The 23,006-nt window shown below is 72.6% G+C and carries 23 protein-coding genes; 11 read left to right on the top strand and 12 right to left on the bottom strand.

The window, feature by feature from the left end; translation table 11 throughout:
* Nucleotides 1-56: 56 nt before the first annotated feature.
* The 3 genes from ACFYM0_RS31640 (at nt 57) to ACFYM0_RS31630 (ending at nt 3,067) form a co-directional block, all read left to right on the top strand.
* On the top strand, nt 57-992 hold the full coding sequence (locus tag ACFYM0_RS31640; protein ID WP_388507281.1) for a D-alanyl-D-alanine carboxypeptidase family protein: 936 nt from the start codon (nt 57-59) through the stop codon (nt 990-992).
* 339 nt (nt 993-1,331) lie between these two features.
* A complete protein-coding gene (locus tag ACFYM0_RS31635) occupies nt 1,332-2,261 on the top strand; it encodes a D-alanyl-D-alanine carboxypeptidase family protein (RefSeq protein WP_388507278.1) in 930 nt (309 codons plus the stop codon).
* Between the two features lie 137 nt (nt 2,262-2,398).
* Nucleotides 2,399-3,067 carry a pyridoxal 5'-phosphate synthase gene (locus ACFYM0_RS31630; RefSeq protein WP_388507276.1) on the top strand — a complete coding sequence of 223 codons (669 nt, stop codon included), beginning with the start codon at nt 2,399-2,401 and terminating at the stop codon, nt 3,065-3,067.
* Nucleotides 3,068-3,487: 420 nt separating this feature from the next.
* Here the strand turns inward: ACFYM0_RS31630 and ACFYM0_RS31625 are convergent, their stop codons facing one another.
* The gene (locus ACFYM0_RS31625; RefSeq protein WP_388507274.1) at nt 3,488-3,925 is read right to left on the bottom strand and encodes a Zn-ribbon domain-containing OB-fold protein; all 438 of its coding nucleotides are present in this window, start codon (nt 3,923-3,925) and stop codon (nt 3,488-3,490) included.
* A gap of 225 nt (nt 3,926-4,150) precedes the next feature.
* On the opposite strand from ACFYM0_RS31625, the gene ACFYM0_RS31620 reads away from it, so the two are divergent.
* From ACFYM0_RS31620 to ACFYM0_RS31605, 4 genes are all read left to right on the top strand, one after another.
* On the top strand, nt 4,151-5,371 hold the full coding sequence (locus ACFYM0_RS31620; RefSeq protein WP_388507272.1) for a flavin-containing monooxygenase: 1,221 nt from the start codon (nt 4,151-4,153) through the stop codon (nt 5,369-5,371).
* A 112-nt stretch (nt 5,372-5,483) separates the two neighbouring features.
* Complete coding sequence (locus ACFYM0_RS31615) at nt 5,484-5,825, top strand: DUF5713 family protein (protein ID WP_388507270.1); 342 nt, start codon at nt 5,484-5,486, stop codon at nt 5,823-5,825.
* A gap of 336 nt (nt 5,826-6,161) precedes the next feature.
* The gene (locus tag ACFYM0_RS31610) at nt 6,162-8,396 is read left to right on the top strand and encodes an acetate--CoA ligase family protein (RefSeq protein WP_327253365.1); all 2,235 of its coding nucleotides are present in this window, start codon (nt 6,162-6,164) and stop codon (nt 8,394-8,396) included.
* A 141-nt stretch (nt 8,397-8,537) separates the two neighbouring features.
* Entirely contained in the window at nt 8,538-9,341 is an 804-nt protein-coding gene (locus ACFYM0_RS31605; RefSeq protein ID WP_388507268.1) for an enoyl-CoA hydratase/isomerase family protein, read from the top strand.
* Between the two features lie 13 nt (nt 9,342-9,354).
* On the opposite strand, the gene ACFYM0_RS31600 is transcribed toward ACFYM0_RS31605, so the two are convergent.
* Nucleotides 9,355-10,155: a VOC family protein gene (locus ACFYM0_RS31600; protein WP_388507266.1), complete on the bottom strand. Its 801-nt coding sequence runs from the start codon at nt 10,153-10,155 to the stop codon at nt 9,355-9,357.
* 250 nt (nt 10,156-10,405) lie between these two features.
* On the opposite strand from ACFYM0_RS31600, the gene ACFYM0_RS31595 reads away from it, so the two are divergent.
* Nucleotides 10,406-11,062, top strand: a complete 657-nt coding sequence (locus ACFYM0_RS31595; RefSeq protein WP_388507265.1) for an HD domain-containing protein — start codon at nt 10,406-10,408, stop codon at nt 11,060-11,062.
* Between the two features lie 47 nt (nt 11,063-11,109).
* Complete coding sequence (locus ACFYM0_RS31590) at nt 11,110-12,135, top strand: GlxA family transcriptional regulator (protein WP_388507262.1); 1,026 nt, start codon at nt 11,110-11,112, stop codon at nt 12,133-12,135.
* Here ACFYM0_RS31590 and ACFYM0_RS31585 read toward each other — a convergent pair.
* Nucleotides 12,057-12,296, bottom strand: a complete 240-nt coding sequence (locus ACFYM0_RS31585; protein ID WP_388507260.1) for a hypothetical protein — start codon at nt 12,294-12,296, stop codon at nt 12,057-12,059. The two genes, ACFYM0_RS31590 and ACFYM0_RS31585, sit on opposite strands and share 79 nt — an antisense overlap.
* 103 nt (nt 12,297-12,399) lie before the next feature.
* On the opposite strand from ACFYM0_RS31585, the gene ACFYM0_RS31580 reads away from it, so the two are divergent.
* Nucleotides 12,400-13,017: a flavin reductase family protein gene (locus tag ACFYM0_RS31580; RefSeq protein WP_388507410.1), complete on the top strand. Its 618-nt coding sequence runs from the start codon at nt 12,400-12,402 to the stop codon at nt 13,015-13,017.
* Nucleotides 13,018-13,262: 245 nt separating this feature from the next.
* On the opposite strand, the gene ACFYM0_RS31575 is transcribed toward ACFYM0_RS31580, so the two are convergent.
* From ACFYM0_RS31575 to ACFYM0_RS31565, 3 genes are all read right to left on the bottom strand, one after another.
* The gene (locus ACFYM0_RS31575; RefSeq protein ID WP_388507258.1) at nt 13,263-14,330 is read right to left on the bottom strand and encodes a Zn-dependent alcohol dehydrogenase; all 1,068 of its coding nucleotides are present in this window, start codon (nt 14,328-14,330) and stop codon (nt 13,263-13,265) included.
* On the bottom strand, nt 14,327-15,574 hold the full coding sequence (locus ACFYM0_RS31570) for an acyl-CoA dehydrogenase family protein (protein WP_388507255.1): 1,248 nt from the start codon (nt 15,572-15,574) through the stop codon (nt 14,327-14,329). Before ACFYM0_RS31570 ends, ACFYM0_RS31575 begins: the two co-directional genes overlap by 4 nt.
* Before the next feature lie 103 nt (nt 15,575-15,677).
* Nucleotides 15,678-16,598: an SDR family oxidoreductase gene (locus tag ACFYM0_RS31565; RefSeq protein ID WP_327253372.1), complete on the bottom strand. Its 921-nt coding sequence runs from the start codon at nt 16,596-16,598 to the stop codon at nt 15,678-15,680.
* A 119-nt stretch (nt 16,599-16,717) separates the two neighbouring features.
* Here ACFYM0_RS31565 and ACFYM0_RS31560 point away from each other — a divergent pair, with 119 nt between their 5' ends.
* Nucleotides 16,718-17,644 carry a cyclase family protein gene (locus tag ACFYM0_RS31560; protein WP_388507407.1) on the top strand — a complete coding sequence of 309 codons (927 nt, stop codon included), beginning with the start codon at nt 16,718-16,720 and terminating at the stop codon, nt 17,642-17,644.
* A 118-nt stretch (nt 17,645-17,762) separates the two neighbouring features.
* On the opposite strand, the gene ACFYM0_RS31555 is transcribed toward ACFYM0_RS31560, so the two are convergent.
* The 6 genes from ACFYM0_RS31555 to ACFYM0_RS31530 all read right to left on the bottom strand — a co-directional run bounded on the left by ACFYM0_RS31555 (nt 17,763) and on the right by ACFYM0_RS31530 (nt 23,001).
* Nucleotides 17,763-18,470, bottom strand: coding sequence for a hypothetical protein (locus ACFYM0_RS31555; RefSeq protein WP_388507251.1), 708 nt, complete (start codon nt 18,468-18,470; stop codon nt 17,763-17,765).
* 130 nt (nt 18,471-18,600) lie between these two features.
* Nucleotides 18,601-19,146: a hypothetical protein gene (locus tag ACFYM0_RS31550; RefSeq protein ID WP_388507250.1), complete on the bottom strand. Its 546-nt coding sequence runs from the start codon at nt 19,144-19,146 to the stop codon at nt 18,601-18,603.
* Nucleotides 19,143-19,742 carry a SigE family RNA polymerase sigma factor gene (locus tag ACFYM0_RS31545; RefSeq protein WP_388507249.1) on the bottom strand — a complete coding sequence of 200 codons (600 nt, stop codon included), beginning with the start codon at nt 19,740-19,742 and terminating at the stop codon, nt 19,143-19,145. Before ACFYM0_RS31545 ends, ACFYM0_RS31550 begins: the two co-directional genes overlap by 4 nt.
* A gap of 306 nt (nt 19,743-20,048) precedes the next feature.
* Nucleotides 20,049-20,531, bottom strand: a complete 483-nt coding sequence (locus ACFYM0_RS31540; protein WP_388507247.1) for an ATP-binding protein — start codon at nt 20,529-20,531, stop codon at nt 20,049-20,051.
* 369 nt (nt 20,532-20,900) lie between these two features.
* Nucleotides 20,901-21,830: an acyl-CoA dehydrogenase family protein gene (locus ACFYM0_RS31535; RefSeq protein ID WP_388507245.1), complete on the bottom strand. Its 930-nt coding sequence runs from the start codon at nt 21,828-21,830 to the stop codon at nt 20,901-20,903.
* 7 nt (nt 21,831-21,837) lie between these two features.
* Nucleotides 21,838-23,001, bottom strand: a complete 1,164-nt coding sequence (locus tag ACFYM0_RS31530) for an acyl-CoA dehydrogenase (RefSeq protein WP_388507244.1) — start codon at nt 22,999-23,001, stop codon at nt 21,838-21,840.
* Nucleotides 23,002-23,006: the final 5 nt, after the last annotated feature.

The raw sequence follows: 23,006 nt of genomic DNA, 5'->3' as shown, positions 1-23,006 counted from the left end.
GACACCTCGGTGTCCACGGCCCCTACGGGGAAACTCCAGCCATCACGGGAACTGACTTGATATCGAACCTGCTGCGGCGTTCGCGCGCCGCTCTCGCCATCACCGTCGCCACCGGCGCCCTCATCGCGGTCGCCTCGCCGGCCCAGGCCGTCTCCGGGCCGCCGACCCTCGCCGCCTCGGCCTTCCTGATGGACGGCACCACGGGTGCCACGCTTTCCAGCAAGCTGGGCGACACCAAGCGCGAGGTCGCCAGCACCACGAAGATCATGACGGCCTACGTCGTCCTCACCACGCCGGGCCTCGACCTCAACAAGCGGGTCACCATCCAGCAGGAGTACCTGGACTACGTGTTCCGGGAGGGCGGCAGTTCGGCCGGCCTGAAGGCCGGCGCCACCCCGACCGTCCGCCGCCTGCTGTACGGGATGATGCTGCCCTCGGGCTGCGACGCCGCCTACGCGCTCGCCGACACCTTCGGCTCCGGCACGACCCGGGCGGCCCGCGTCAAGGACTTCATCGCGAAGATGAACGCCAAGGCGAAGACCCTCGGCATGGCCAACACCACCTACGACAGCTTCGACGGCATCTCCCCGACGGGGAAGGGCCTCTCCACCGCCCGCGACCTCGCCAAGCTCACCCGGGCCGCGATGAAGGGCACCACCTTCAAGTCGGTCGTGAAGACCTCCTCCTACAGCAGCGACGGCACCTCCACGGTCGGCACGTGGCTGAACACCAACCTGCTGATCAAGCCCGGACACGCCTACCAGACCCAGACGCCGGGTGCCATCGGCGTCAAGACGGGTTCCGGTACGGCCGCGGGCCAGTGCCTCGTCTTCTCCGTGACCCGCAACGGCAAGACGATCATCGGCGTCCTGCTGAAGTCCGACGACCGCTACCCGGACGCGATCAAGCTCACCAACTGGGCCCTCGGCTCGCCCACCGGTGCCACGACCAAGCGCACCACCACCGAGCACATCCCGGACGTCCTCGACTGATGTCGTGACGCCCTGACGCACGGACCCACGGACGCCATGACGCCCTGATGCCATGACGTCCACGGGGGCGCTCCACCCGGCCTCTCCTGCCGGGCGGAGCGCCCCCGTTCGCCATCCACTGCGGCGGGGCGGGCGCCGGCGACGTACGCAAACCCGATGGAAACCTCCCACAAGGGGCATCACCCCGGGCAAGGGCGGCTGATCCGCTCCTCGGGCGCCCTCGAAATCCCGGACGCGACCGATCTCCTTGTCGGTCCGGCTGCGTAAGCTCCCGGCGGGGCCGGACACCTCGGTGTCCACAGCCCCTTCGGGGAAACTCCAGCCATCACGGGAACTGACTTGATATCGAACCTGCTGCGGCGTTCGCGCGCCGCTCTCGCCATCACCGTCGCCACCGGCGCCCTCATCGCGGTCGCCTCGCCGGCCCAGGCCGTCGCCGCGCCGCCCACCACCGCCGCGTCCGCCTTCGTGCTGGACGCCTCCACGGGTGCCACGCTCACCAGCAAGGGGGGCGACACCAAGCGTGAGGGGGCCAGCACCACGAAGATCATGACGGCCCTGGTCGTCCTCACCAGGTCGGGCCTCGACCTGAACAAGAAGGTCACGATCCAGCAGGAGCACCTGAACTACGTCGCCCGCGAGGGCGCGAGCTCGGCGTACCTGAAGGCCGGCGCCACCCCCACCGTCCGCCAGCTGCTGTACGCGATGATGCTGCCCTCGGGCTGCGACGCCGCCTACGCGCTCGCCGACACCTTCGGACAGGGCTCCACCAGGGCGGCACGCGTCCAGAGCTTCATCTCGAAGATGAACACCAAGGCGAAAGACCTTGGCATGACCAACACCCACTACGACACCTTCGACGGCATCTCGCGCGGCAACAACCACATCACCGCGCGCGACCTCGCGAAGCTCACCCGTACCGCGATGCGCTACACCCACTTCAAGGCGATCGTGAAGACCACCGCGTACAGCAGCGGCGGCACTTCCACCGTCGCCACGTGGAAGAACACCAACCTGCTGATCCAGCCCCGCCCCACCGGCTACGGGATCCCGGGCGCCATCGGCGTCAAGACCGGCACCGGCACGGCCGCGGGCAAGTGCATCGTCTTCGCCGCAACCCGCAACGGCAAGACCGTCATCGGCGTCCTGCTGAAGGACGAGGAGCGCTACGCGGACGCGATCAAGCTCATCGACTGGGCCGCCGGCCCGGCCGCCACGTCGTCGCTGCAGCGCAGCGCCACCGAGCCCATCCCGGACGTCCTCGACTGATGTCGTGACGCCCTGACGCCCTGCTGAAACGCACGGGCGTCCACGGGGGCGCTCCGCCCGGCCGAACAGCCCGGGCGGGGCGCCCCCGTTCGGTTTTCTCGTGGTTCCGCCACGGCCGCGTGGTGTTCGATTGAGGCATGACGAGCGACCTGAGCGACTTCCACACCACCTTGCACTCCCTGCGCGTCTGGGACGGCCCGCTGCCCTCCTTCGACGCGGCCGCCGCACCGGCCGAGCCGCTCGAGCTGTTCCGGGAGTGGTTCACGCACGCCGCCAAGGCGGGGCAGCCCGAGCCGCACACGATGAGCCTGGCGACGGTGGACGCGGACGGGCGGCCCGACGTACGGACGCTCATGCTGCACGACGCCGACGAGCGCGGCCTGCACTTCGCCTCGCACTCCACCAGCACGAAGGGCCGGCAACTGGCCGGGCAGCCGGCGGCGGCGCTGGGCTTCTACTGGCCTTTGGTGGCCCGCCAGATCCGCATCCGGGGACGGGTCACCGCGTGCGACGCGACGGAGAGCCGGGCCGACCTGGCGGCCCGCACGCGCGGTGCGCTGGCCGCGGCACTGACGGGCCGGCAGAGCGAGGTCCTGGCCTCCCGCGAGGAACTGGCCGCGGTCGCGGCGGAGTCCTGGGAACGGGCGGGCGCGGAGCCGGACGCCCCTGCGCCGACGTGGACCCGGTACGTCCTCTCCCCCACGGAGATCGAGTTCTTCCAGGGAGACCCGGCCCGCCTCCACACCCGCCTCCAGTACACCCGCACCCCCACCACCCCCTGGACCCACCACCTCCTGTGGCCGTGACCGCCCCGGCCGGGGTCCAACGCTCGAGAACCGGGGCCCGGGCGCTTTCGCCGTCCGGCGTCTGAGAACGGGGCCCGGGCGCTCTCGCCGTCCGGCGTTTCCGGACGAAGGCCCGGGCGCTCTCAGCCGTCCGGCGCTTGAGGACCGGGATCCGGAGCGCAGCCCCAGGGGGTCCGGGCGCAGCCCCAAGGGGTCCGGGGCGCAGCCCGGGACCCCTCCAGCCCGTCCGGCGTTTGAGGACCGGGGTCCGGGCAGAGCCCGGGGAACGGGCGAAGGGCGGGTAGGGGACTGCGCCCCGCAGGGCCGACCACCCGGCACCCGCACCGCACCCGCACCCAGGCCGGTCGGTCGGGCCCGCCAGACCGGTCGGACCGGTCGGACCGGTCGGACCGGTCGGACCGGTCAGGGTGCCCAGGCCGGTCAGGCCACCGCGCGAGGGCGGAAGACCGCCACCCAGACCCCCTCCGCCGCCTCCCGGAAGGTCACCACCAGGTCCATCCCCACCCGCAGCTCCGCCCCCTCCGCGCCGACGACCTCGGTCATCATCCGCGGCCCCTCCGCGAGGTCCACCACCGCCGCCACGTACGGCACCCGCTCTCCGAAGGGCGGCAGGTCGTTGCGGTGGATCACCGACCAGGTGTAGAGCGTGGCCAGCCCGCTCGCCGTCTCCCACGTCACCCGGTCCTCCCCCGCCCAGCAGGCCGGGCAGAACTCCCGCGGGTAGTGGTGCGCCTTCCCGCACTCCCCGCAGCGGCGCAGCAACAGCCGCCCCTCCGCCGCCGCGTCCCAGTACGGCCGCGTGAACTCGTCGATCTCCGGCAGGTCGAACCGCGCAGCCGTACCGGCTCCAGTACTCACGACACCACTCCTCCGGGACACACCACATCTGACGTAGCGTCAGTTCACCGGATCCGGCCCCATCCCACAAGTCCCCACCCACGGCACCCCACCCATCACCACTCCGCTCCCCACCGCTCCCCACCGCACCCCACCGCTCCCCCACCACTCCCCGTAATCGATCCGCAACCGATTCCCTCCTCGTCCGAGACCCACCGCCCCCGTACGGCGATACGCTCACACCTCATGCCCGGAGTCCCCGCAGCACCCGACCTGTCCACCCAGCCCCGCCCGGTCTACGTGATCGGCGCCGGCCCCGGCGGCCTCGCAGTCGCCGCCGCGCTGCGTGCCCGCGGGATCCGCGCGGTGGTCGTGGAGAAGTCCGAGTCGGTCGGCGCTTCCTGGCGCAGGCACTACGACCGCCTCCACCTGCACACCACGCGTCGGCTGTCCGCCCTCCCGGGCCTGGCCATGCCGCGCCGTTTCGGCCGCTGGGTGGCGCGCGAGAACGTGGTGCGCTACCTGGAGAAGTACGCCGAATTCCACGAGCTGGAGATAGCCACCGGCATCGAGGTCACCCGCATCGAGCCCTCCACGAACTCCGCAGACCCCGCGGACTCCGCGACCTCCGCGAAATCCCTCCCCGAAGCCCCCGGCTGGACCCTGCACGCCACCGGCGGCCGCGTCATGGCGGCCCGGGCGGTGGTGGTCGCGACCGGGTACAACCACACCCCGCTGATCCCCGACTGGCCCGGCCGGGACACCTACCCGGGCCCCCTCGCCCACGCCGCCGAGTACCGCAACCCCGCCCCCTACGCCGGCCAGGACGTCCTCGTCGTCGGCGTCGGCAACACCGGCGCCGAGATAGCGGTCGACCTCGCCGAGGGCGGCGCCGCCCGGGTCCGGCTCGCGGTGCGCACGGCCCCGCACATCCTGCGCCGCTCCACCGCCGGCTGGCCCTCGCAGCGGACCGGGATCCTGGTCCGGCACCTGCCCGTCCGGCTCGTGGACCGGCTCGGCGCGATCGTCGGCAAGGCCTCGGTCCCGGACCTGTCCGCGTACGGCCTCCCGCGCCCCACCACCGGCCTGTACAGCAGGGTCAAGCAGGGGTCGATCCCGCTCCAGGACGTCGGCCTGATCGACGCGGTCCGTACGGGCCGGGTGGAACCCGTGGCCTCCGTCGAGTCCTTCGACGGAGCCGAGGTGGTCCTCTCGGACGGCTCCCGGATCACCCCGGACGCCGTGATCGCGGCCACCGGCTACCGCCGCGCCCTGGAGGGCCTGCTCGGCGGCCTCGACGTCCTGGACGACCGCGGCCGCCCCCGCACCCACGGCGCGACCACCCCGCCGAACGCCCCGGGCCTCTACTTCACCGGCTTCACCAACCCCATCAGCGGCAACATCCGCGAACTGGCCCTGGACGCCGAAAAGATCGCCAAGGCCATCGCCCGCACCGTCCGCACCTAGGCGGTCCCGTCCGGATCGGCCACCCCTCTCCCCACGCTCGATCCAGACCGTTGTCAGTGGCCCGGTGCAGCATCGGTATGTCGCGACCGGCGACGCAACCATGGGGGTCATCGTGTCGATCACGAACCAGCAAGTGGCAGCCCGCTCCTTCCTGGAGCCGCTCTACCGGGACGCGTACTACCCGGATCACGTCCTCGACAAGGGCCGGGACATCCTGCTCCGGCTGTGCGCGCGCATCGAGGCCGAGCAGCCCTCGGGCCTGGCCGCGCTGTACGTGCTGACGGGGGCGGCGACCGAGGAGTTCAACCTGCTGGAGGCGGAGTTCGAGGCCGCGGGGAGCGAAATCGAGACCGTGGCGCGCGAGGAGATAGCCGAGGACTTCGCGTTCGTGGCCTCCGCATACGGATTCACGGACGCGGACGTCGAGGCGCTCATCGCCCCCCGGGAGTGGTGAGCAGCTCCGGGAGCCAGCGGGCCGGCCCGGCGGGGCGAGCGCCCCCGCGGGGCCGGCTCGGCCGCCCTGACCTCGGCCGAATAGTGGTCTGGACCGGCCCCCGGCAATCTGAGACCGTTCCCGGGAAGGCCCCGGAAGTCATCCCGGAACCCGCCCCGGGGGCACCCCGGAGCCGCCCCGAAGCGTGCCCGGGAGCAGGGCCGCGCGTGTTCCACACAGCACCTCCACCAGCTTTCCTGTGCATCCCTGTTCCTGACGGCACGTCAGTTCAGTAATCTGACTACGCGTCAGTTATTGAGATTCGTCGAGGTTCATCGAGCAGGAGCGGGCGGAACGATGCTTGGATCTACTCACGGCACCCTCACCACCGACTTCCGCGCACGTGTCGAGGCCTGCGGGGAGACCCCCAGGACGGCCGTCCACTCCACAGCGGCTCCGTCCGCCGAGGACACGGTCGCGCTGGACGTCAGCGGTCGGCCCCTGCACGCCGACGCCCCCGACCTGGACCGGTTCTTCCGGCCCGAGTCCGTGGCGGTCATCGGCGCCTCGGACGCCGACGGCAGACCGAACACCGGCATCACCCGCCAGCTCATCGCCTGGGCGGAACGCGTCGGTGCCCGGCTGCACCCCGTACACCCGACCCGGACCACAGTGTTCGGGCTGCCGTGCCACGCCTCCGTGGCCGACCTGCCCGAACAGGTCGACCTCGCCGTCCTCCTCGTGGCCGACCCGCTTCCCGTCGTGGAGCAGCTCGCCGAGGCCAAGGTGAAGTTCGCCGTCGCCTTCGCCTCCGGCTTCGCGGAGACCGGCGACGAGGGCGCCGCCGCACAGGCCCGCCTGGGCGCCGCGGTACGACGCTCCGGCCTGCGCCTCCTGGGACCCAACACGAACCTCAACGCCTTCGAGAAGTTCCGCGACGACCTCGACGGCCCGGCCATCGCGCTCATCACCCAGTCCGGCCACCAGGGCCGGCCGGTCTACACCCTCCAGGAGCTGGGCATCCGCCTCTCCCACTGGGCGCCCACCGGCAACGAGGCCGACCTCGAGACCTCCGACTTCATCTCCTACTTCGCCGAACAGCCCGAGGTCGGGGCCATCGCCTGCTACGTGGAGGGCCTCAAAGACGGGCGGCAGTTCCTCCTCGCCGCCGACCGGGCCGCCCGCAACGGCGTGCCCGTCGTCGCCGTCAAGGTCGGCCGCACCGAGACCGGCGCCCGCATGGCCGCCTCGCACACCGGAAAGCTGACCGGCGCGGACACCGTCGTGGACGCCGCGATGCGGCAGTTCGGCGTCATCCGGGTCGACGGCCTCGACGAACTCCAGGACACCGCCGCGCTGCTGGCCCGGGCGCGCAAGCCACTGGCAGACGGGGTGGTCGTGTACTCCATCTCCGGTGGCACCGGCGCCCACTTCTCCGACCTGGCGACCGAGGCGGGGCTCAGCATCCCCACCCTCTCCCAGGCCAAGCAGGACGAGCTGCACCAGTGGATCCCGGAGTACCTGGGCGTCTCCAACCCCGTGGACAACGGCGGCCACCCGGTCGGCGACTGGCGCGGCCGCAAAATCATCGACGCCATCCTCGCGGACCCTTCGGTAGGCGTCCTGATCTGCCCGATCACGGGCCCCTTCCCCCCGATGAGCGACAAGCTCGCGCAGGACCTGGTGGACGCGGCCGAGCAGACCGACAAGCTCGTCTGCGTGATCTGGGGCTCCCCCGTCGGCACGGAGGAGGCCTACCGCACCACGCTCCTCGGCTCCTCCCGGGTCGCGACCTTCCGCACCTTCGGCAACTGCATCACCGCCGTCCGCGCGTACCTCGGTCACCACCGTTTCACCGCCGCCTACCGCTCCCCCTTCGAAGACGCCCCGCGCACCACCTCGCCCTCCTTCCGCAAGGCCCAGGCCCTCATGCGTCCCGGCCAGCAGCTCAGCGAACACGCGGCGAAGCAACTCCTGCGCGCCTACGGGATAAGGGTGCCCCGGGAGCAGCTGGTGACCAGCGCGGCAGCGGCCGTACGGGCCGCCGGACTGGTCGGCTACCCGGTGGTCATGAAGGCCTCCGGGCCGCAGCTCGCCCACAAGACCGAGCTCGGACTGGTGAAGATCGGCCTGACTTCGGCGAGCCAGATCCGCGACGCCTACCGGGAGTTGACGGACATCGCACGCTACGAGAACGTCCCCCTCGACGGGATCCTCGTCTGCCAGATGGTGGAACGCGGCGTCGAGATGGTCGTGGGCGTCACCCAGGACGAACTCTTCGGCCCCACGGTGACGGTCGGGCTGGGCGGGGTCCTGGTGGAGGTGCTGCACGATGTCGCCGTACGGGTGCCGCCGTTCGGCGAGGACCAGGCGCGGGCGATGCTCGGGGAACTGCGCGGGCACGCACTGCTGGAGGGCGTACGGGGGGCTCCCCCGGCCGACGTCGACGCGCTCGTGGAGGTGATCCTGCGGGTCCAGCGGATGGCGATGGAACTCGGCGACGAGCTGTCCGAGCTGGACATCAACCCGCTGATGGTGCTGCCGCGGGGGCAGGGGGCGGTGGCGCTGGACGCGCTCGCCATCTGCCATTGACCTCCGGTGCCCTGCCGCCCCTGCTCGGCGCCGACCGGCTCCCGCCGCGCGGGGCGGGCCCGGCCCTGACCCGGCCCTGACCCGGCCCTCAAACGCCGGACGGCCGAGAAGACCAACCCACCCCCGAACGGGAGTTCCGCCATGGCCCCCACCCCCGAGGACGAAGTCCTCCACCGCTTCGAGAGCGGTGTCTGCTGGATCACCCTCAACCGGCCGGAGGCCATGAACGCCGTCACCTGGGACCAGCGCGAGCGCGTCATCGGACTGCTCGCCGAAGCCTCCGCCGATCCCGACGTGCGGGCCGTCGTCATCACCGCCACCGGCAAGGGCTTCTGCGCGGGCGCCGACCTGCGCGGGTCTCCGGCCGCCCCGGCGGAGCGGGTGGTCGGGGACGTGGCCCGCATGATCCGGCTCGGCGCGCAGCGCCTGATCACGGCCGTGCTCGACTGCGAGAAGCCGGTCATCGCCGCCGTGAACGGCACCGCGGCCGGCATCGGCGCACACCTCGCGCTCGCATGCGACCTGGTCATCGCCGCCGAACCGGCTCGCTTCATCGAAGTGTTCGTCCGCCGCGGCCTGGTCCCCGACGGCGGGGGCGCGTACCTGCTCCCCCGCCTCGTCGGCCCGCAGAAGGCGAAGGAGCTGATGTTCTTCGGGGACGCCGTCCCGGCCGCCGAGGCCGAGCGGCTCGGCCTGGTGAACAAGGTGGTGCCCGCCGAGGCGCTGGTGGAGACCGCCCGCGAGTGGGCGGAGCGCCTCGCGCAGGGCCCCACCCGCGCCCTGGCCCTGACGAAGCAGCTGGTCAACGCCTCCCTGGACGGTGACCGGGCGACGGCTCTCGCCGCCGAGGCCACCGCACAGGAGCTCAACATGAGCACGGCCGACGCGAACGAGGGGGTCGCGAGCTTCGTGGAGCGCCGCACCCCGAAGTACCTCGGCCGGTAGACGGCTCGAAGCGCTACATCCGCGGGTCCGGCGTGAGCAGGGCGAACACCGCCCCCGTCGGGTCCGCGGTCCACGCCATCCGGCCGACCTCCGGGACGTCGGCGGCGGGCATCAGCACCGAGCCCCCGCCGCCCCGGATGGCGGCCACGGTCGCGTCCACGTCGGCCACGTTGAAGTACGGCACCCAGCGCGGGACTTCGTTCGCCCCGGCCCCCTGGCCCGCACCGTCGCCCTGCGGTGCGACTCCGCCGAAGGAGCCGTCCTCCTGGTCCCCGTCGGCGATGCTCAGCACCCGGTACGTCATCCCGGGTGCCTCCATCTCGGCGGAGCGCCACCCGAAGAGGCCGGCGTAGAACTCGACGGCCGCGACCGGGTCGGGGGCGTGCAGTTCCGCCCAGACCAGGGAGTTGACCTCGGAGGTCCGCCCCAGCCCGGCGGTCTTCCCCGGCTGCCAGCAGGCGAACTCCGCGCCCTGCGGGTCGGTGAACTGCGCCAGCCAGCCTTCGCCCATGACGTCCCCGGGCTCCATGCGCACCGCTCCGCCGCCCGCCCTGACGGCAGCCGCCGTCTCCTGGATGTCGGGGGTGCAGAAGTGCAGCATCCATGCCGGTGTGGCGCCCTCCTCGGTGAGCGGCCCCAGCGCGGCGACGGTCTTGCCGTCGATCTGGAAGAAGCCGTAGCCGCCCGCCTCCGGTCCGAGGGAGAGGAACTCCCAGCCGAAGACTCCGGTGTAGAACGAGACGGCCCCGTCGGTGTCGGGGCTTCCGAGGTCGAGCCAGTTGGGCGATCCCTTGCGGAAATCGGTGCCGAGCATGCGGTCCTCCTGTGCGTGCGCCGCTGAGGCGGCGGGGTCCTGTCTCCGGTCTCCGCCACCATGCCGAGCCCGTCCGGGGCCCGCGCTCCGGGGGACTGCGCACGGCGGTGGATTCACCCGTACGGCCGCGCCACTCGCGCGCCCGTGTCCGTATCTGTGGGATGTGTGGCGCGATGGTCATGGCGGGAGGCCCCGCGGGCCCCGAAGACTGGAGTCGACCCCGCAAGGAGCCCAGGAGAGGGAGCGGACCATGACAGCGACCGGCGACGCACTCGCGCACACGATCCCGGTAGCGGTACCGGACTCACGGCTGACGAAGGAAGCGACCGAGCTCGTCCGGGACAGTGTGGGAGAGCTGCTCTACGACCACTCCCGCCGCGTGTACTTCTTCGGCAGCCTCCGGGGCCGGCGCCTCGGCATCGAGGCCGATCCCGAACTGCTCTACGTGGCGGCGATGTTCCACGACCTCGGCCTCACCGAGCCCTTCCGTTCCAGCGGCCGCCGCTTCGAGGTGGACGGCGCCGACGAGGCGGGCCGGTTCCTGCGGAGCCACCAGGTCCCCGAGGACTCGGTGCGCCGGGTGTGGACGGCGATCGCCCTGCACACCACCCCGGGAATCCCGGAGCACATGGAGCCCGAGGTGGCGCTGGTGACCGCGGGCGTGGAGTACGACGTGCTCGGCATCGGCTACCACGACCTCACCGAGGCGGACCGCGCGGCGGTCGTCGCCCTGCACCCGCGGCCGCGGTTCAAGGAGCGCATCCTGCGCGCCTTCGCCGACGGCGTGGCGCCCAAGCCCGGCACGGCCTTCGGCAACGTCAAGGCCGACGTCCTCGCGCACCACGTGCCCGGTTTCGAGCGCACGGACTTCGTACGCCTGATCCTGGACTCCCCGTGGGCGGAGTAGCCGTGGACCAAGGACCGGTGAGCCGGGGACCACAGAGGCAAGGACCGGTGAGCCGGGGACCGGCGAAGCGAGGAGCCCCGCACCCCGTCGTCATCGTCGCCTTCGACGGCGTGCAGCTGCTCGATGTCACCGGACCCGCCGAGGTGTTCAGCACCGCCAACCTGCACGGCGCCCGCTACGAGGTCCGGATCGTCTCCCCGGACGGGACCGACGTCCGCACCTCCTCGGGCGTACGCATCGGCGCGGACGGCGGCCCCGGCAGCCTCCCGGCCCGGCCCGGGACGCTCGTCGTCCCCGGCCGGAGCGACTGGCGGCGGGCCGTCGCCGATCCCGCGCTGACGGGCCTGGTCGCCGAGCTCGTGCGCCGTTCGCGCCGGGTCACCTCGGTGTGCGCCGGGGCCTTCGTGCTCGCGGAGACCGGGGTGCTCGACGGGCGGAGGGCGGTCACGCACTGGCGGCTCGCGGCGCAGCTCGCGGCGGCGTACCCGCTGGTGCGGGTGGAGGCGGACCCGGTGTTCGTCCAGGACGGGCACGTGGTCACCTCGGCCGGGGTGACCTCGGGCATCGACCTGGCGCTGTCGCTGGTCGAGGAGGACCACGGGGCCGCAGTGGCCCGGGAGGTCGCACGGGAGCTGGTGGTCTTCATGGCCAGGCCCGGCGGCCAGTCCCAGTACAGCGCCCGCCTGACCCCGCGCGAGGCCAAACACCCGGTCCTGCGCACCGTCATGGACGCCATCGGGGCCGACCCCCGGCTCACGCTGGACGAGGTCACCCGGGACGCCGGGCTCAGCGGCCGCCACCTCGCCCGGCTGTTCCGCTCGGAGACCGGGATGACGCCGGGGCAGTACCTGGAATCCGTCCGCCTCGAAGCCGCCCAGGCCCTCCTGGAGGCCGGAGACGACCCGGTGGACACCGTGGCCGCGCAGTCGGGCTTCGGCTCCGCCGAGACGATGCGCCGCGTCTTCCAGCACACCCTGAACCTTGCCCCGACCGCCTACCGCGCCCGCTTCCGCAGCACCCGCACGTCCCCGCCGTCCGGGTGGCCGATCGGCACGAACAGCACGAACAGCTGAGGGTGCTCCTCCGTGCCCGGCACCTGCCGGTACGGCGAAGCCTCCTCGCGCTCCGCGACGGTCAGGGCCACGCCCGGCCCGTAGCCGTCGGCCGACCCCCCGGTGTGCTCCCAGGTCCCGTGCCCCGAGCAGCGGTCCACCGCGCGGAGCCCGGCGCCCACGCGCGCACGCTATTGAACACGTTCAATCGATGCGGACCCTGCGCTCCCCTTCCCATCTGACGAACCGTCAGCTTCAATCGGTGCTGTGATGGGACACGCAGGGATGGCGGCCACCGTCGTCCGATACCTCAGATCAGTCGGCTCCCTCCCCTCCGCCGCGGCGGAGCACGGGGCCGAGCCCGTCGAAGCACTGCCCCGCCCCGATCTGCGGGCCGTCGGCGAGGACGAGCGCGCGCCCGTCAGCCCGGCCGAGTTCCGCACCGTACTGGGGAACTTCGCCAGCGGGGTCACGATCATCACCTCCCCGCCCGGCGAGGACGAGGACGGCCCGGCCGGCTTCGCCTGCCAGTCCTTCGCCTCGCTCTCCCTCGACCCGCCGCTGGTCACCTTCATGGTGGCCCGTACGTCGACCACCTGGCCCCGCATCGCGCGCACCGGGGTGTTCTGCGTGAACATCCTCGGCGCCGAACAGGGCGAACTGTGCCGGGCCTTCGCCGTCAGCGGCGCCGACAAGTTCGCCGGCGTCGCCCACACCCCGTCCCCCGCCACCGGATCGCCGCAGCTCGACGCGGTGCCCGCCTGGATCGACTGCCGGATCCACGCCGTGCACACCGGCGGGGACCACCTCATCGTGGTGGGCAAGGTCGAGGCCATGGGCGCGGCCGGCGAGGGCGAACCCCTCCTCTTCCACAAGGGCCGCTTCGGCCGGTTCGCCGGCTGACGGGTCCCCGCCGCACCGACTGACGCGTCCCCCTCCCCTGTCGCAATCCTGCGGATCTCCAACAGGTGGGGGCCATGATCGCCGGCTGCTGGATCGCCGCCTCCCACCGGGCCCGGACCGGACCGCCCGGGCCTCGGCCGGACTGGCGGCGCTCACCCCGTGGCCGGCCCTGCGCCGGGTGCGCAGGGCCGGCCGCGAGTTCGGCGACCCGAGCGGGTCGAGCGGGCTGAGCGGGCCGGCCGGGCTCAGAACGTGAGGACCCCCCGGGCCACCCGCCCGTGGTGGGCGTCGTCGACGGCCTTGTCGAAGTCCTCGACCGGGTAGACCTCCGTCACCAGCTCGTCGAGCAGCAGCCGGCCCTGCCGGTAGAGCTCCGCATAGAGCGCGATGTCCCGCTGCGGGCGCGAGGACCCGTACCGGCAGCCCATGACGGTCTTGTCCAGGTACATGGACGAGACCTGGAACGAGGCCTCCTCCTTGAAGCCGGGCACGCCGAGCAGGACCGCCTGTCCGTGTCGGTCCAGCAGGTCGATCGCCTGACGGATCAGCTTGACGTTGCCCACGCACTCGAAGGCGTGGTCCGCGCCCGTGGGCAGGATCTCCTTCACCGCCGCCGAGGAGTCGGCGACCGCCGAGGCGTCGATGAAGTGCGTGGCGCCGAACTGCCGGGCCACCGCCTCCTTCGCCGGGTTCGCGTCGATCGCCACGATGGTGGTGGCGCCCGCGATCCGCGCGCCCTGGAGCACGTTCAGCCCGATGCCGCCGGTTCCGATGACGACCACCGTCTCGCCGCGGTCCACCTTGGCCCGGTTCAGTACGGCACCCACGCCCGTCAGGACCCCGCAGCCGATCAGCGCGGCCGAGGTCAGCGGGATGTCCTTGGGGATCTTCACCGCCTGCACGGCCTTGACGATCGTCCGCTCCGCGAAGGCCGAGTTGGACGCGAACTGGAAGAGCGGCTTGCCGCCCCGCGAGAACGGCTGCCCCGGCATCCCGATCGCCTTGCGGCACATCGTCGGCCTGCCGCGGTCGCAGTCCGCGCACGCACCGCAGTTGGCCAGCGTGGACAGCGAGACGTGGTCACCGGGCACCACGTGCGTGACCCCGGACCCGACCGCCTCCACCACACCCGCGCCCTCGTGCCCGAGCACCACCGGCGGCGGGAACGGGATGGTCCCGTCGATCACCGACAGGTCGCTGTGGCACAGCCCGGCCGCCGCTATCGCGACCAGCACCTCCCCCGGTCCCGGGTCCCGGATCTCCAGATCGTCGACCACCTGGGCCTGCTTGCCGTCGAATACGACGCCTCTCACCTGGACTCCTTAGGCAGGCCGAGCACGCGCTCGGCGATGATGTTGCGCTGGATCTCGTCCGAGCCGCCGTAGATGGTGTCGGCACGGGTGAACAGGAACAGCCGCTGCTCCTCGTCGAGTCCGAGTTCGTACGGGGTCCCCTGCGACCAGTGCCCCAGCCCGGCCGTGGCCACCGCGCCCCGGACCTCCACCGCCAGCTCCCCGAGCCGACGGTGCCAGCCGCCCCACAGGAGTTTGGCCACGCTGGGCGCGCCGGGGTCGCCGCCGGACCTCGCGCCCGGGCCCGGGCCCGCGTTCGCGTTCGCGTTCGCGGTGCCCAGCGTCCGCAGCGCGTTCCACCGCATCGTGCGCAGCTCGGCCCACTGCCGCACGAGGCGTGCGCGCAGGACCGGGTCGCCGGAGCCCGCGGTCACGTACGCCCGGACCACCCGCTCCAGTTCGGCCGCGAAGCCGATCTGCTGGACGAGGGTGGAGACCCCGCGCTCCAGTGCGAGCAGTCCCATGGCCACGGACCAGCCGTTGCCCTCCCCGCCCACGGTCTCGGCGGCGACGGCCCCGTCGAAGAACACCTCGTTGAACTCGGAGGTCCCCGACATCTGCCGGATCGGCCGGACCTCGACCTTGCCCGGCTGGTCCATGGCGACCAGGAGGAAGGAGAGCCCGCGGTGCCGCTCGGAACCGGCCCCGGTGCGCGCCAGGACGAAGCACCAGTCGGCGTCCTGGGCGAGCGAGGTCCAGATCTTCTGCCCGGTGACCCGGTACAGCCCGTCAGCCGTGTCCCTGACCGCCGTCGTACGGATTCCCGCGAGGTCGGAGCCGGCGCCAGGTTCGGAGTACCCCTGGCACCACAGCTCCTCGCCGCGGGCAATGCCGGGCAGGAAGCGGGCCCGCTGCTCCGGGGAGCCGTAGGCGATCAGCGTCGGCGCGAGGAGGTTCTCGCCGATGTGGCCGACCCGGGCCGGGGCGCGCGCGGCCGCGTACTCCTCGGCCCACACCACCTGCCCGGTGAGGGAGAGGCGCCGGTTGCCGTAGGCGTCGCCCTCCCCCGTCTCCCACCCCTGGCCGATCCACCCCGCGCGCCCCAACTCGCGCTCCCAGGAACGCCGGACCTCGACCCCCTCGTGCTCGCTGCCCGGCCCGCCGAGGCCGACGGCCTCCTCGTACGGGCCCGTGAGGTGCTCCGCCAGCCACGCCCGGGCGCGGCCTCGCAGTTCCTCGGCCTCCTCGTCGAAGCGGAAGTCCATGGTCGTACCCCCTCGGTTCCTGTCCGGCCGCTGGGCCGTCTCTGTCGCGCCTTGGTCCGCGTACGCACCGGGCCACCGGGCACTCCTAACGCCCGTCCAGGGACTACGCGTTGGGGCGGTCCTTGGCGGCCGCCGCCTTGGCCATGGCTTCGAGCTGGGCGAGCATCGGCATCGGGTCGGTGCCGACCGTCCCGGGCAGGAAGTCGGCGATCTTCTCGGGGGTCCAGGAGCCCTCGGCGTACCCGGCGCGCAGTTCACGGGGCTGGGCCCAGACGGCGATCTTCGGGCCGGCGATCGTGTAGACCTGCCCGGTGATCTTCTCGCCGCCGACGGCCACGGCCTTGTCGGAGAGCAGGTAGGTCACGAGCGCCGCGACGTCCTCGGGCTCGCCGATCTCCTTGAGCTCCATCGGGACGTTGGCCGACATCCGGGTGCGTGCGACGGGCGCCACGGCGTTGGAGGTCACTCCGTACTTGGCCAGCCCCAGGGCCGCCGACCGGACGAGCGAGATGATCCCGCCCTTGGCGGCACTGTAGTTGGCCTGGGCCACCGAGCCCTGGTGGTTGCCGCTGGTGAAGCCGATCAGCGTGCCGGTGCCCTGGCGGCGCATGACGGCGGAGGCGGCACGGAAGACGGTGAACGTGCCCTTGAGGTGGGTGGCGACCACGGGGTCCCACTCCTCCTCGGACATGTTGAACAGCATCCGCTCGCGCAGGATGCCGGCGACGCACACGACTCCGTCGATGCGTCCGTACTGGGCGAGCGCGGTGTCGACTATGCGCTGGCCGCCCGCCATGGTCGAGATGTCGTCGGCGACGGCCACGGCCTCGCCGCCCGCGGCGATGATCTCCTTCACCACCGCCTCGGCGATCTCGCTGGTGGGCTCGTTGCCCTCCATCCCCACGCCGTAGTCGTTGACGACGACCTTGGCACCTTCGGCGGCCGCGGCGAGTGCCACGGCCCGTCCGATGCCCCGGCCGGCGCCTGTGACGGCGACGACTTTGCCTGCCAAGAAGTTCCCCACGTCCGGCCCCTTCCCGCGTTTTCTGACGGTCCGTTAGATTCTATGGGCAGTCGGATGCGCCAGCACAAGCCCCAGTTCGCCACCGCAGTTCATTTCGCTACGAGGAGCTGATGAGATCGATGGCCATGCCCGCCGAGTTCCACGACATCGCCAAGCGCGTCAACAACTGGGGCCGGTGGGGCGCCGACGACGAGATCGGCACCCTCAACCTCATCACCGACGAGGTGGTCCGCGCGGCGGCGGCCGAGATCCGCACCGGGCGCCGCATCCCCCTGGCCCTCCCCCTCAAGGAGGACGGGGTGCAGTCCGGCATGATCCCCGGCCGGATCAACCCGCTGCACACGATGGTGCAGATCAACCAGGAGCTCTTCGGCCCCGGCACGGTGGCGTGCAGCGACGACGCGGTGACCTTCGGGCTCCAGGCCGGCACCCACTGGGACGCGCTCACCCACGTCTCGCACTCGGGAAAGATCTACAACGGCCGCCCGGCCGGGACCATCACGGCGCACGGCCGCGCCGAGTTCAGCGGCATCGACAAGGCCGGGCACATCGTCTCGCGCGGTGTCCTGCTGGACGTGGCCCGCGCCAAGGGCCTGGACCGGCTCCCCGGCGGTCACCCGGTCACCCCGGAGGACCTGGAGCAGGCCGAGGAGTTCGGCGGGGTCACCGTCCGCGCGGGCGACATCGTCCTGGTCCGCACCGGCCAGGTGCAGGTCTACCTGGCGGGCGACAAGCACGGCTACGGCTACCCGTCGCCCGGCCTGTCCGTCCGCACGCCCGAGTGGTTCCACGCGCGGGACGTGGCGGCCGTCGCGAACGACACCCTGACCTTCGAGATCTTCCCGCCGGAGATAGAGAACCTGTGGCTGCCGGTGCACGCGCTGGACCTGGTCGAGATGGGCATGCACCAGGGCCAGAACTGGAACCTCGAAAAGTTGTCCACAGCCTGTGCGGAAGAATCCCGCTACTCCTTCCTCCTCTCGGCCATGCCGGAACCCTTCGTCGGCGCGGTCGGCACCCCGGTGGCCCCGGTCGCCATCCTCTGAGCGCTTCCACACGACCGCTCCCGTCCGCCGCAGGCTCGCGGCCCGCGGCCGGGTACGCGCAAGGCGGTGGCCCCGGACCCCGTAGCCGGTCCTGGACCACCGCCCTTCGCGCCCGCGGTCAGCCCTTGGCGCAGATCACGTCGTACGGGCGGCCCACCGCCATGGTCAGCTCCATCGGCTCGGTGGTCCCCGACGGGCATTCGGCCTTCGTCTTGACCAGGCCGAGCACCTTGTACGCGCCCGAGGCACACGGCACTTCCTGCGCCCGGTCGGTCACGCAGTCGCCCTGCACCAGCTGGCCGCCGCCGGCGCCCGCGTCACCGGGGTGCTCGCCGGTCAGGTTCCGGCCGCACACGGTGTTGGTGGGGATGCCGCCCGACTTCGCGGAGCCGTAGGTCATGCTCACCTGGATCATCAGGTCGGTGCCGGGCGGGCACTGGATGGCGCCCGGCAGGATGCTGGCGTCCTTGATGTCGATCGCCTTGAAGGTGGCTCCGGACGCCGAGCACTTCAGCGGCCGGTAGCCGTCCGGCGGGTTGTCCGGGTCGGGGCCGCCGCAGTCGCCCACCGCCCACGTGCTCGACGTGTCGGAGGAGGACTCCGGGTTCCCGGGGTCCTTGGACGGCGCGGCGGAGGACGTGGCGGAAGTGGAGGCCGTGGCCGAGGGCTTGGCGTCGTTCCCGTCGCCATCCTTGCCGAGCCACTGGGAGGCTCCGTAGACCCCTGCCGCGACCAGCACGAGGACAACGACGACGAGGAAGCCGGGGGATCCGCTCCCGCGGCGCCTCGGGGCGGTCGGAGGCGTCACCTCGTACGGGTTTGCCATGTGCTCCTCCTGCGGTGAGGGTGGACTTTCGGGTCTCCATGACGCGTCACCATCCGAGACACGTCATGGACACCTCATAGTTCCACGCGGAGCACGAGCACCTCGCCCGGGGCCGTACGCCCGCCAACTGTCAGCGGCAGGGCGGTGGTTCGACCGCCAGGGGGCGGAAGGTCACCACGAGGTCCGGGGCGCTGCGGACGAAGCGGGCCTCGACCGCCGAGACGAGCACCATCGTGCCCGCCGTGTACGGGTTCACCCTGAGGGCCGGATCCAGGGCCTCCTCGGGCACTTCCGGCTCGGCGTGCCACCAGCGCCCGGCGAACTTCGCGTACCGGATCCCGCAGTGCACGTACAGGTCGTGCGCGTACGGGACCCCGGGCTCCGGGTCGGCCTGAACGGCCGGCTCCGTCGCCGCGGGCAGCTCGCTCGGCGGTCCCGCGGTCGCGGCCGGCGGGGCCGGCATCCGGGACCCGTCGTCCGACGACCACTGCGGGGCGAGGACGGCCAGTACCGCCGCGGCGGCCACCAGTCCGGCCGCCGCCGCCCTGCGGCGCCCTCGGATCCGGGCGGCCGCCCGGACGGCGGCCTGCGGCGTGGGCGCCGCGAGCGGCACCGGCGGCCGGTCCGCCAGCGCCCGCAGGGCGCGGCGCAGCTCTTCTTCGGGGTACCCGTTCATCGCGCCTCCGCCTCCCTCGTGTTCGTGCCCGTACGGGTACTCGTACTCGTACTCGCGCTCGCGCTCGCGGCGGTGCCGTCGCCCGGCCAGAGGTCGGGGTGGGACCGCAAGCGGGTCAGCGCCCGCGCGGCCAGGCTGGTCACCGTGCCGTTCGGGCAGCCCAGGATCTCCGCCGTCTGCTCGACGGTCAGGTCCTGGTAGTAGCGCAGCACCAGGACGGCCCGCTGGCGCCGCGGCAGGCCGAGCAGGGCGCGTTCGAGCAGGTCCGAGGCGGCGACCGCCTCGGCGGTGGGCTCCGCGGAGCCGGAGCCGGAGCCGGAGCCGCCTGCGGCATCGGGCAGGGCCGCATGGGGCAGCTCGTGGTGCCAGCGCCTGCGGCGCCAGGTGCAGTACGTGGTGACCATGACCTTGTGCGCGTAGCCGACCGGCGCGTCGTACCGGCCCGCGCGGTCCCAGCGGTCGTACACCTTGGCCAGGGTCACCTGCACCAGGTCCTGCCCCAGATGCCAGTCGCCCGTCAGCAGCCGCGCGGTGCGGAGCAACGGGAGTCCCTGCGCCGCGACGAACTCCGCAAAGGTTTCTTCGGATGGATCCACCCGGCAACACCCCCTCACCCTCAAGACGACCCGGGGGTGCCATCGCATTGCACAGCCGGGTCACCAACTCCGGGGCCGGGCCATCGGCGGACGGAGTCCGGCGCAGCCACGCGAGCGGCGCGAGCGGCGCGTCGGGAAGGAGGAGGTCTGCGGGTGGCGGCGGCGCGCATGCACGCCCCGAGCGCGGCACGGCGGCCGCCACCCCACGACCCGCACTCGTCAAGGCAGGACTGACCCTTGGCGTCCCCTCGCGACGAATCGTTCAACACAAGAGTGATCACCAGTTGACGAACCGTCAACACCTCGTTAGAGGTACACGTGCGGTTCCCGGATCCCGCCCTGGATTTCCGGCCCGCCCGGAGCCGCCCCCGCGAGCTCCTGCGCGAGGTCCCCCGCGCCCTTCTCGGCACGGTCGATCTCGCACCAGATCCGCTTCCCGGCGCCCTCGCGCTGCCAGCCCCAGCGGTCCGCCAGCCCGTCCACCAGCTCCAGTCCGCGGCCGCCCGTATCGTCGCCGGCGGCCTGCCTCGGGGACGGCGCCCGGTCGCTCGCGTCCGCGACCTCCACCCGCACCCCCGGCTCCCCGAAGAGCATGCGCAGCACGGCCGGACAGCCGGTGTGCACGACGGCATTGGTGACCAGCTCGGAGATCAGCAGGATCAGCGTCTCGGCGAGCGGCTCGTCATCCCCTATGCCGCAGCCCGCGAGCCGGGAGCGGGCCCATCGGCGGGCCCGGCCGACCTCGGCGGGGTCCGGTCCTACCTCCAGCTGAACCTGAAGCACCTGCACCGCTCACACCATCCGAACCGGCGGACACTTCGCCTCGCGACAGGACGGGGTCACCGAGTGTGACCCCCTTGCGGAGCAGCATGGTTGACATACAGTCACCACAACAAGCGCTTCGGGCATATTCCAGCGTGAAGGAGTAGGCGTGGTGCATACTGTGCGGCGCTCGCGCCGCTCAACCGCTCGCATTCCCGGGAGCGTACCGGAGCGGCCCCCCGCCTCCGGGCCGCAATGAGTCGGGCGAAGGACACAAACCGATATCAACTCTCTGTAATCGGACATGCGTCCCGCGCCGTCCCTCCCGCACCCCTCCCTCACCTCTTCGTCACAGCGAGCAAGCGAGCAAGCTTCGTCGCGCGGCCCCGGCCTCGGCTACTCCACCGCCGCCAGCAGCTCCGCCGCCAGCACCTCCTCCGCCTGTGCCGCCGTCCGCCACTGCTCCGCCCGCGCCCACGCCCGCTTCAGGTGCAGGTGTACGTCCGCCTCCCAGGTGAAGCCCATCCCGCCGTGCACCTGCAGACAGTCCCGGGCATTGCGCACGGCGGCCTCGTCGGCCAGCAGCTTGGCCCCGGCCACCTCCGCCGGATCGGCCGTCACGGCGGCCGCGTAGACCGCCGTACGGGCCACCTCCGCCCGCACCAGCATCTGTGCGCACAGGTGCTTGACCGCCTGGAACGCCCCGATGGGCTGCCCGAACTGCTCGCGCTCCTTCGCGTAGCGCACCGCCAGTTCCACCGTGCGCAGCGCGCTGCCGAGCTGTAGCGCCGCCGTCAGCAGCGCCCCGGCGTCCCGGTGCGCGCCGGCCGTCACCGGTTCCCCCGGCAGCGGCACCCGCACCAGCGGGGTCAGCGGGTCCGCGGAGCGCACCGGATCCCCGGCACGGACCTCGACCGGCTCCCCGTCCGCGCCGAGCACCGCGTCCGCCTCGCCGAGGTGGGCCACCAGCGGGCCCTGCAGGTCGAAGGCCGTCACCACCGCCTCGCCCTCCGCGGCCCCCGCGACCCGCCCGGCGGCCAGGTGGGTGGCGACCAGCGGTCCCGGCAGCAGCGCCCGCCCGGCCTCCTCGAAGACGAGCACGGCCTCGGGCAGCCCGAGCCCGACCCCGCCCTCGTCCTCCGGGAGCCGCAGTGAGAAGAACCCGGCCTCGCCGAGCTCCCGCCACAGCCCCCGGTCCACGGACCTGCCAGTGGCGGCCGCCCGGTCGACCGAGGCCCGCAGCTCCTCGCGCCCGTACCGGCCCGCCAGGAGGTCCCGTACGCCCGTCCGCAGGTCCCGCTGGTCCTGCGTCGGCTGGAAGTCCACGGAACGCTCACCTGCCCTTCGGAAGGCCGAGGATGCGCTCGGCCACGATGTTCTGCTGGATCTGCGAGGTGCCCGCCGCGATCGTGTACGAGAGCGACGAGAGCCGGTCCAGGGTCCACTCCTCGTCCAGCGAGAGGGCCTCGGCCCCCAGCACCTCGGCGGCCGTGTCGTACAGCTGCTGGCGCGCGTGCGAGTACGCCAGCTTGAAGACGCTGCCGCCGATGCCGGGGACCCCGCCCGAGCGCTCGGACTCGCTGACGTTCCACTGGGTGAGCCGCCACAGGGCGCCGAACTCCCCGTACAGCCGGCCCAGTCTGCGCCGCAGCACCGGGTCGTCCCAGCGGCCGTTCGCCTTCGCGGTGCGCGCCAGCTCGCCCAGGGTGCGCCGGCAGGCGACGACCTCCCCGACGAAGGCGGTGCCGCGCTCGAAGGACAGGGTCACCATCGTGACCCGCCAGCCGTCGTTCTCGGCGCCGACCCGGTTGGCGACCGGGACCCGTACCTCGTCGAGGAACATCTCCGCGAACTCCGTGGACCCGGCCAGGGTGCGCAGCGGCCGGATCGTCACCCCGGGGGCGTCCATCGGCATGGCCAGCCAGGAGATCCCCCGGTGCTTGGGGGTCGTCTCGCTGATGGGGTCCGTCCTGACCAGCAGTTCGCACCAGTCGGCGACCTCCGCGTGCGAGGTCCAGATCTTCGAGCCGGTGATCACGTACTCGTCGCCGTCGCGGACCGCGCGGGTGCGCAGCGAGGCCAGGTCGGAGCCGGCGTCCGGCTCGCTGAAGCCCTGGCACCACACCTCGTCGCCGCGCAGGACGGGCGGCAGCCAGCGCGCGCGCTGCTCCGCCGTGCCCTCGGCGGCGATGGTCGGGCCGGCGTGCAGCAGCCCGACGAAGTTCGCGCCGACGTACGGGGCTCCCGCGCGCTCGGTCTCCTCCAGGAAGATCAGGTGCTGCGTGGGGGTGGCCCCGCGGCCGCCGGCGTCCACCGGCCAGTGCAGTCCGGCATACCCGGCGTCGTACAGCCTGCGCTGCCACCCCGCGTCGTACGCGCGGCGGCCCGGCCAGTCGTCGGGCGAGGGTTTGGGGGGCAGTCCGGGGAGCTCCTTGGCGAGCCAGACCCGCAGCCGGGCCCGGAACTCCCGCTCCTCCTCCGTGTAGGTGAGGTCCACTGCGC

The sequence above is a fragment of the Streptomyces sp. NPDC006487 genome (assembly GCF_042870555.1).
Lineage (GTDB): Bacteria > Actinomycetota > Actinomycetes > Streptomycetales > Streptomycetaceae > Streptomyces.
This window is presented reverse-complemented; position numbering and strand designations above follow the sequence as displayed.